Here is an 8,902-nt window from a genome sequence, read left to right on the forward strand (position 1 = left end):
TCCCGCTCAACTGGACCTTGCCCGGGTTGAGCATGTCCGAACACACGGCACGGCCGGGTTGAACCGCATGTGGGCACAGTTCCGCAGCCATGAAACTCCCATCGAACTGCCCGTTTACGCGGGCCGCATCAATCCCTCTACCTGGCTCCCCCAGGTTCATTCCCAGTCAGGAACAACCCATGTTGCAGACACCGAACCTCACCAGAACGCTTAAGCTCCCCTCGCTCGTCCTCTTCGGCCTGGCCTACCTCACCCCGCTGATTGTCCTGGCAATCTTCGGCGTCATCGCCGAGGCCACAGGCGGCGCTTCGCCGGCCGCCTACCTCCTGGCGCTCATCGCGATGCTCTTCACCGCACACAGCTATGGCCGGATGGCTGTTGCGTACCCGGTGGCCGGATCCGCATACACATACGTCCGGCGCTCCATCGAGCCGCGCGTCGGATTCCTCGTCGGTTGGGCCATCCTGCTGGACTACCTGTTCCTGCCGATGGTGATCTGGCTGATCGGCGGGTCCTACCTCAACGCCCAGTTCCCCAGCGTGCCAATCGGCCTCTGGATTCTCGGGTTCGTGCTGATTACCACCGTCTTGAACGTTGTCGGGATCAAAGTGGCTGAAAAAGTCAACTACATGCTGATGGCGTTCCAACTGCTGGTCATTATCATTTTCGTCGCCCTGACGGTCGGAAAGCTTGTCAGCACTGCCGGAACCGGTGCCCTCGTGAGCTCAGAACCCTTCTTCAACGACACCTCCAATATGGGGACGATTGCTGCCGGCGCCGCGATCGCCGCGTATTCCTTCCTTGGGTTCGATGCCGTCACCACCCTCACCGAGGAAACCATCGATCCCAAAAAGACCATGCCCCGGGCCATCATGCTGATCGCGCTCATCGGCGGCGCAATCTTTGTCTCCGTTTCCTATGTCACGCAGCTCATTCGGCCGGGCGGAACCTTTGAGGATTCCGCTTCACTGGCATCGGATATTGCCCTGCAGATCGGTGGTCAACTCTTCGCCGCGATCTTCCTCGCGGGACTGGTCGTCGCACAGTTCGCCTCCGGACTCGCCGCCCAGGCCAGCGCCTCACGGCTGCTCTACGCCATGGGACGCGACGCCGTCCTGCCGCGCAGGATCTTCGGCTACCTTAACGCGAAGTTTCGCACTCCCGTATTCAACCTTGTCATCACCGGCGCAGTAGGAATGGTCGCGGTGTTCCTTGACGTTGCCACCTCAACGTCCTTCATCAACTTCGGTGCCTTCACCGCCTTCACGCTCGTCAACGTCGCCGTCATCGCCCACTACCTGCGGCAATGGAAAACCGGCACGCGGCTCAACCCGGTCTCCTACCTCGTGGTCCCGGCCATCGGCGCATCCGTCGACGCGTTCCTGCTGACCCAACTCGACTCCACCGCGATCACCCTCGGCCTCATCTGGCTGACCCTCGGCGTAGTGGTCCTAGGTGTGATCACCCGCGGGTTCCGCAGTGCGCCACCAGAAATGGCGGACAACGAGAAAGCAACGGTATAAGAGGAACCATGCGTATTGCGATTGGACAGCTGGATTCAGGGCCGGACACTGAAAGAAATATTCTGCTCATGGAGGACATGGCCTCTCAGGCCGCACACGCCGGTGCCCGGATGATTGTGTTCCCCGAGTACTCCACGTACGAAAAGCCTCGCGTGGACAGCAGTTTCGTCGCAGCCGCGGAGCCACTCGATGGCCCCGCGTCGGCGCGGCTGGCAGAAATCGCCCGGCGACACCAGCTGGTACTGGTGGCGGGAATCGTTGAAACCTCGGACGAACCCCACCGGGCGTTCAACACCATCATCGTCGTCGGCGAGGACAAAGAGCGTCTCGCGGTTTACCGGAAGATTCATCTGTTCGACAGCCAGAGCTTTCAGGAGTCCCGGCACATCAAACCCGCCGTCGACCTGAGACCAGTAACCTTCACAGTCGACGGCATCGTGTTCGGAATCCTCACCTGCTACGACCTCCGATTCCCGGAACTGGCACGGTCTCTTGCTGATGCCGGAACACACGTCCTGCTCGCCCCGTCATCGTGGGTACCAGGAGCCGCGAAACCCGACCAATGGAACACCCTCGCCCAAGCACGCGCCCTCGACCATGGCATCTTCGTGGTCGCAGTCTCACAGGCAGAACCAATATCAATTGGCCGCAGTCTCATAGCCGACCCGATGGGAGCCATCTTCGAACAGTGCGGCACCAGCCCCGAAGTGCGCACCATCGACCTGCCCCTAAAACGCATCACCGAAACACGGCAAAGGTTCCCGCTCGCACAACAACGTCGAATCTGAGCTTTCAAAGTTTTATGGAGGACTTCTTATGGCGGCCAGCCCGGGAAGTAGTAGAGCGGTGGAGGATCCGCTTACGAACGCCCTTCACTGTCGTCCCGGGCGTACACGACGCAGCAACATCCCGGGCCGATTTGCTCCGTTGTCACTGGCTGGTAGCACGTTTACAGCTCGTCGCGCTCGGGCATCTATGGTGTGTGCTATGACCGTTGCTGATGCCCTACTGTCTTTCGCTCTTATTGCCGGTCTGTTGACCATCGTGCCGGGACTCGATACCGCTCTCGTGCTGCGATCAGCGATTACTCTCGGCCGCGGACAGGCCTACGCCGTGGCCTTGGGCGTCAACACCGGCGCGATGGTGTGGGGTATCGCCGCTGCTGTCGGCGCATCAGCACTTCTCGCCGCTTCGACGACAGCGTTCACCGTCCTGAAGATCGCTGGCGCCACCTACATGGTGTGGTTGGGAGCATCGTTGTTGTGGGCGACCTTCCAGCGGAGCAAGGCATCCGCTATTGAGAACGCGGGGCTGCCGGCAGGTTCATCCCTCACCCGGTCCTGGATGAAGGGCGCGGCTACCAATCTCCTGAACCCGAAGGTCGGCGTGTTCTACATCGCCGTCATTCCCCAGTTCATCCCCGACGGCGCACCACCCCTTTGGATGGGCGTCGCCCTGGCTGGCGTGCACAACCTGCTGGGCCTGATCTGGTTCACCCTCATCATCTTTGGCACCCACATCGCCCGCCAATGGCTGCGTACCCCACGTATCACCAGGGCGACTGATCGGATCACCGGTGTGGCACTGGTCGGCTTCGGCACCACCCTCGCCCTCGACGCCCGCTGAGAGCGCCGCGGCTAACCCGGGGTCTGGTCAAGGTCGCAGGCACTATCGACGGCCACCCGTTCACCGGAGCGTTCATGGCTTTGGTGGACGGAACCCATAAGCTCCCGGTAGCTGCTCCGATCCGAACGGCTATCGACAAGAACGACGGCGACAACGTCGAAGTCCACCTCTCGGAGCGGCTGAACTGACCCCTGCACTGATAGGATGTGCCGCAAGCCGACCGGCGGATCCCTNGCGGATCCCTTCGTCGGCGGCTTTCGCCGCCTGCACCGGACGCAAAACCATGCGGGATCCGCCGTTGCACTTGGCCATCGGCCCATGAGACGGATACGCCTTTTGGCGGGAACAGGAGATCGGGGACAGACGCTGTTGCAAGGCGGGCCTGGACGCTAAGCTCCCCATATGGGGGAACGATCAACGCCGCTGGCCAGCGCCTTTTTCAGAATGGTCATGTTCGGGGGCATGGTCGGCATCGCGACCAGCCTCGTCCTGCACATCATGGGCTCCTTCACATCGGAGTTTCCGCACCTGGCGACCGTGTTCGGGCACGCCGGAATGGCTTTCCTGACCGGCCTGCCGGTCGCCGCGTCGGCAGCCGCACCGGCCCTCGGAATGCACAGCCTGGTTGGAGCCAGAAAGCCCGGACTACAAATTCCTGCCGCCGCCCTCGGTGCTGTACTGGGCCCGTTGACCGCAGTTAGCCTGCTCACGGGCGTTCCACCCTTCCACGCGCCGATACCAGCGCTCGGATGGGTCTTGTTCCTCCCCGCCGCCGCATTGGCCGCTATCCATTTCACCAAACCTCTACGGCAGAGTCAGGTACCGCGAAGCATTGTGAGAATCACTTTCCTGCCGCGTTGAATCCGCCCGAGAGAACGCCCGCTGAGGGATCCCACTATCGGACAGGTCGGCCGCGATCCGCCTCCAACTGATCTGCCGTGGCAAGCTAACGAAATGACAGACATAGCGTGGCAACAAAGGATTGACCGCTTTTATGAGCAGGAGTTTGACGACGCCAATCCGCAGGGCTCTATTACAAAGATGCGTTCTCTCCTTTCGGAACGGACCGAGGGCGACCCAGAGGCTCTGTTCGAGCTGGGTGGGGTACACGATGCTCTGGGGCTCGAGAATGAAGCGATCCCGCTCTACAGGCGAGCCATTGAGGCAGGACTCACCGGCACGAGCGCCCTACGGGCCTCCATTCAACTCGCGAGCACACTACGGAACGTAGGCAACTCGTCCGAAGCCGTAACGATCCTCGAATCTATGCCCGACGCCGGCATCGACGAAGGGGCACGCCAAGCTTTCCTCGCCTTGGCGCTTCACGACGAAGGCCGACACGGGGACGCCTTGAAGACAGCCCTTCTGGCCCTCATCCCCACCCTCGACGGCTACAAGCGGTCCCTCACCGACTATGCAGCAGAACTGCCCAGCAACGTCACGAAACCCTGAGGGCGCCGCATGATGCAGGATGGTCTTACGCAACGACCGGTAAAGCATCCAGGAATGTGACCGGGCATGCCGAATACAGGACGGCCCCGAACGATCGCCCGGTAGGGTCTGGTGAGTGATCGTAATGCCAAGCCATGATCGAGCGAGTTTCCCGGCGCCGCTGCGCCAGCAGTTTGACTCGTTCCTCGACGACCACCGTCGAGCCATCCACGACTGCCTGGACGGTATGACGGAGGAAGAAGCTCGTCGCCGACTGGTATCGTCCGAAACGACCTTGCTGGGACTCGTCAAGCACGCCACATTCGTCGAGTTGGTGTGGTTCAACGAAGCAATCACGTGCCGCTCTCGCCATGAAATTGGGTGTCCTGCTGGGCCGGACGAGTCATTCGAGATCGAACCGAGTGACACTATCGACGCCGTCCGGACTGTCTACCGTCAGGTCTGCGCCGCCTCGCGGGACTCGGCAGCAAGCCTCGGAATCGACGACGTGGTGAACGGCAATCATCGAGGGCCGCTGCCGATGCGGTGGATTTATCTTCATGCCCTCCGCGAGCTCGCCCAACATTGTGGTCACGCTGATATCTTGAGAGAACAGATCCTCGCCCGCAGGAACACCGGGTAGGAGTAGGTTACTTCTCCCCTCGCAGAACCAGTGCGCGTCCGACCATTTTTCATCGAGCAGGATACATTTCGGGCCGGGCTAGCTGCTCAGCTTTTGAAACATCAGATGGTCCTGCCAGGCGCCGGCGATTTTCAAGTAGCTTGGTGCAAGCCCGTACTGCTCGAAGCCGGCCTTAGCGAGGACTCGTTGGGAGGCAACATTGGCTAGCAGGGTCTCGGCTTGCACGCGGTGGAGGGCGAGGTCGGAGAACGCAAGTGAAATTGCTGCCTGCACAGCCTCCGTCGCGAGCCCCTTTCGGGTTTGATCCTCCGCGAGCCAGTATCCGACGCTGCACGATTGGAAAGGCCCACGAACGATGCCGCTCAGGGTCAGCCGACCTGCGATTACCCCGTCGACATCGAGGATGACCAGTGGAAGCGCTTTCCCGCGCTCGTGCCGCGCGAGCGCTGCCTCTACCTCTGCGCGTTGCCCGGATACGGTGAAGTAGACATCATCCCGAATCGGGTCCCCCGGCGCCAAAAAAGCACGGTTGCGTGCTTGCAAATCAGCTAGCTCTGCGGCGTCATGAAGGTGGACGAGGCGTAGACGTTGGGGCACGACATAAGGGTGTCATGCCGTGAGGAGACGCCCGGTTCAGACTCCCCACCGGGCGGCACGTTGATTACAGGAGTTGGTCTGCACCCCGGAGACGGGCCACGGCTCGGGCTGCTACGAGGGTGAGCTCATGATCGCCTCGGTCCTATTCGGGGCTTTCTCACGTGTGCGACATTCTCCTCGATAATCACTGGGGTCTACCGCTCCAACCTTCCCAAGCGGCGGAAGTGGTGGCCCTTCGCGGTGTTCTACATCCTTGTACTAATGACCGTCGCAGTAGTTGCAGTAGTTGCAGTAGTTGCAGTCAATTTCGCAACCAGACCCCGACAAAACCCGTAACCAACAGCTAGGAGCGAAGTTCTTCGGCCAGCAGCTCATCGAGCTCCGCCCGAACTTGTGGAGGACCGTCCCACTTCCTTCCCAAAAGGATCGGTCCCTGCCGCTTTGGACCCGCCCGAGAAAGCCCCCACTGAGAGATCGACGGATTCAGGCGGTTGTTACAACGATGGGATGGCGGAGCGCGTGCTCGTAGGCATGTCGGTCGAATCGGAAAGGCCCCAGGTTAACGAGGTCCCACGACCGGTGGCCGGTGCGAGAACTGAGCCATGCATCTTCCCGGTCGCCAAGGGCAATCCTGGCGCTTGATGGTCAACAACCGGTGTCGCCGCGAATGCAGCCGAGCACACAGCTATCACCGTCCATGAACCAGGTCTGCGGATGCCCGTCGGTGTACCACGTCTGCCGAGACAAAACCCACCCGGCCCAACGAAGTCGGCATACACCGCGTTGCCTTCTCGGTCGACGACATCGACGATGCACTCAAGATCGCGGCAAAGCACGGCTGCCACCCACTGCGTGGCGTGGCAACATACGGGGACGTCAACAAGCTCACCTATGTCCGCGGGCCTAGCGGCATCCTTGTGATGCTTGCCGAGGAACTAAACAAGGGCTGATCGTGAGTCGATCGTCTTGCGAACGAGTGGGGTACGTGAACAGGACGGGGCTTCGCTCAGCGGTAGGATCAGCGGAGAAGCCTCAGCCGGCCACTACGTCGGAGGGGTAATGGTCAAGCCATCCCGCCGCTGTCGTGGCTTTGCATCGGCACTCACGCAGGCCCGTCTTATGTGGATATGGTCCCACTCCGACCGCGCCTACTACTTCGCCAACGAGCACAACACCGCATCGATCCGGTTGCACGAGACTCTCAGCTTCCGCCCGTTACCTTTTTAGTAGCCTCGAATTGAGTAAGACTTGGGGTTGCTGGCCTGTCGGTCGCGGCATGATTTACTCCCCCTGTTATCGATGATCCGGGGGGTGCTGTCACCGGGATTCGATAGGCGCCAGGGATATCGCTAATAGGGGCCGGGTAAGGACGGGAAACTGCCGTCGAGATCGGCCGTAACGTGGATGCCGAGCCTTGGAGCCGCAGGACATGCCAGCACCGTCATATCCGTTGGCATGACCAAGGTTTATCGGAGGTTCCGCGTTGATCAAAGAACATGAACTCATCGACGTTTTCATCGGTGTCGACGTCGGCAAGAGCGACCATCACGCCGTCGCCCTGAACCGGGCAGGGAAGAAGCTTCTGGATAAGGCCCTGCCGCAGGATGAAGCCAAACTCAAGGAGATTATCCGCTCTTTGACCAGGTACGGGCGTGTGCTTTTCGTGGTGGACCAGCCGGCGACCATCGGTGCCCTGCCGGTCGCGGTGGCCCAGGCCGCAGGCATCCCGGTCGGATATCTTCCCGGGCTGGCAATGCGGCGCATCGCTGACCTGCATCCCGGCGAGGCAAAAACCGATGCCCGCGACGCCTACATCATCGCCGAGGCCGCCCGAACCATGGCCCACACCCTGCGGTCGGTGGAAGTCGCCGATGAGCAGGTCGCCGAGCTTACGATGCTGTGCGGGTTCGATGATGATCTGGCCAAACAGGCCACCGCCACCTCCAACCGGATCCGTGGCCTGCTCACCCAAATCCATCCGGCGCTGGAACGGGTCATCGGCACGCATCTGGACCATCAGGCGATGTCTGAGCTGCTGGCCAAATACCCAACCCCGGCAGCGTTGCGCAAGGCCGGCCACGCGCGGGTGGAAACCCTGCTGCGCAAGCACGCCCCACGAGCCGGTAAACGCTGGGCAGCCGAGGTATTCGCGGCCCTGGAAGAGCAGACCGTGGTGGTCTCAGGCACCGGCGCCGCCGGCATTGTCCTGCCGCAGCTGGCGCGGATGCTGACACAGACCCGCGCGGCCCGCGCCGAAGTCCTGGAACAGGTCGAAGCCATCGTGGAGGCCCACCCTCTTCACGCCCTCCTGACGTCTCTACCGGCGGTCGGTGTCAGGACAGAAGCCCGGATCCTCACCGAGGTCACCGGCAAGGAATTCAAGACTGCCGGCCATCTGGGATCCTACGCTGGGCTTGCCCCAGTCACTTGGAGATCGGGCACCTCCATCCGCGGGGATCATTCCTCACGCAAGGGCAACAAAATCCTGAAACGGACCCTGTTCCTCTCGGCATTCGCGGCCCTGAAAGACCCTGCCTCCCGCGCCTATTACGACCGAAAGCGCAGCGAAGGCAAGAAACACAACCAGGCCGTTATCGCCCTCGCCAGACGCCGCTGCAATGTCCTGTTCGCGATGCTGCGCGACGGGACCATCTACCAGGCCCCGGAGACATCAACAGCCTAAATCCGTCACCAATGACCTCGAAAGCCGTCCGGTTCAACCCAGATGAACCGGACCACATCAGCGTGCCCACGGCCCGGTCCAAAGAATCTTCAAAAAAACCAGCCAATGACTTGACGAACCAGATAGGGGCACGTTACCTTTTTAGTAGCCTCGAATTGAGTAAGACTTGGGGTTGCTGGCCTGTCGGTCGCGGCATGATTTACTCCCCCTGTTATCGATGATCCGGGGGGTGCTGTCACCGGGATTCGATAGGCGCCAGGGATATCGCTAATAGGGGCCGGGTAAGGACGGGAAACTGCCGTCGAGATCGGCCGTAACGTGGATGCCGAGCCTTGGAGCCGCAGGACATGCCAGCACCGTCATATCCGTTGGCATGACCAAGGTTTATCGGAGGTTCCG

At 61.3% G+C, this 8,902-nt stretch carries 10 protein-coding genes and 1 pseudogene; 10 read left to right on the forward strand and 1 reads right to left on the reverse strand.

Going from position 1 to position 8,902, the window contains the following annotated elements:
• Positions 1-179: 179 nt before the first annotated feature.
• From Y705_RS0101090 to Y705_RS0101120, 7 genes are all read left to right on the forward strand, one after another.
• A complete protein-coding gene (locus Y705_RS0101090) occupies positions 180-1,523 on the forward strand; it encodes an APC family permease (protein ID WP_026531534.1) in 1,344 nt (447 codons plus the stop codon).
• Between the two features lie 8 nt (positions 1,524-1,531).
• Entirely contained in the window at positions 1,532-2,311 is a 780-nt protein-coding gene (locus Y705_RS0101095; protein WP_026531535.1) for a carbon-nitrogen hydrolase family protein, read from the forward strand.
• A gap of 199 nt (positions 2,312-2,510) precedes the next feature.
• Positions 2,511-3,149, forward strand: a complete 639-nt coding sequence (locus Y705_RS0101100) for a LysE family translocator (RefSeq protein WP_026531536.1) — start codon at positions 2,511-2,513, stop codon at positions 3,147-3,149.
• A 23-nt stretch (positions 3,150-3,172) separates the two neighbouring features.
• Positions 3,173-3,337: a DUF1905 domain-containing protein gene (locus Y705_RS22860; RefSeq protein ID WP_275450786.1), complete on the forward strand. Its 165-nt coding sequence runs from the start codon at positions 3,173-3,175 to the stop codon at positions 3,335-3,337.
• Between the two features lie 214 nt (positions 3,338-3,551).
• The gene (locus tag Y705_RS0101110) at positions 3,552-4,010 is read left to right on the forward strand and encodes a hypothetical protein (protein WP_155849837.1); all 459 of its coding nucleotides are present in this window, start codon (positions 3,552-3,554) and stop codon (positions 4,008-4,010) included.
• 93 nt (positions 4,011-4,103) lie between these two features.
• Entirely contained in the window at positions 4,104-4,601 is a 498-nt protein-coding gene (locus Y705_RS16375) for a tetratricopeptide repeat protein (RefSeq protein WP_155849838.1), read from the forward strand.
• Between the two features lie 124 nt (positions 4,602-4,725).
• Positions 4,726-5,223, forward strand: a complete 498-nt coding sequence (locus Y705_RS0101120) for a DinB family protein (protein WP_026531538.1) — start codon at positions 4,726-4,728, stop codon at positions 5,221-5,223.
• Between the two features lie 78 nt (positions 5,224-5,301).
• Here Y705_RS0101120 and Y705_RS0101125 read toward each other — a convergent pair whose 3' ends face one another.
• Complete coding sequence (locus Y705_RS0101125; RefSeq protein ID WP_026531539.1) at positions 5,302-5,820, reverse strand: GNAT family N-acetyltransferase; 519 nt, start codon at positions 5,818-5,820, stop codon at positions 5,302-5,304.
• Between the two features lie 740 nt (positions 5,821-6,560).
• On the opposite strand from Y705_RS0101125, the pseudogene Y705_RS20840 reads away from it, so the two are divergent.
• The 3 genes and pseudogenes from Y705_RS20840 to Y705_RS0101130 form a co-directional block, all read left to right on the forward strand.
• Positions 6,561-6,770, forward strand: a pseudogene (locus tag Y705_RS20840) (VOC family protein); the annotation flags it as partial.
• 16 nt (positions 6,771-6,786) lie between these two features.
• Entirely contained in the window at positions 6,787-7,047 is a 261-nt protein-coding gene (locus Y705_RS23515; RefSeq protein WP_444826146.1) for a GNAT family N-acetyltransferase, read from the forward strand.
• Between the two features lie 256 nt (positions 7,048-7,303).
• Entirely contained in the window at positions 7,304-8,503 is a 1,200-nt protein-coding gene (locus tag Y705_RS0101130) for an IS110 family RNA-guided transposase (protein WP_026531540.1), read from the forward strand.
• Positions 8,504-8,902 lie beyond the last annotated feature (399 nt).

Origin of the sequence: Arthrobacter sp. H41 (assembly GCF_000520535.1) — a bacterium.
Classification (GTDB): domain Bacteria; phylum Actinomycetota; class Actinomycetes; order Actinomycetales; family Micrococcaceae; genus Arthrobacter_D.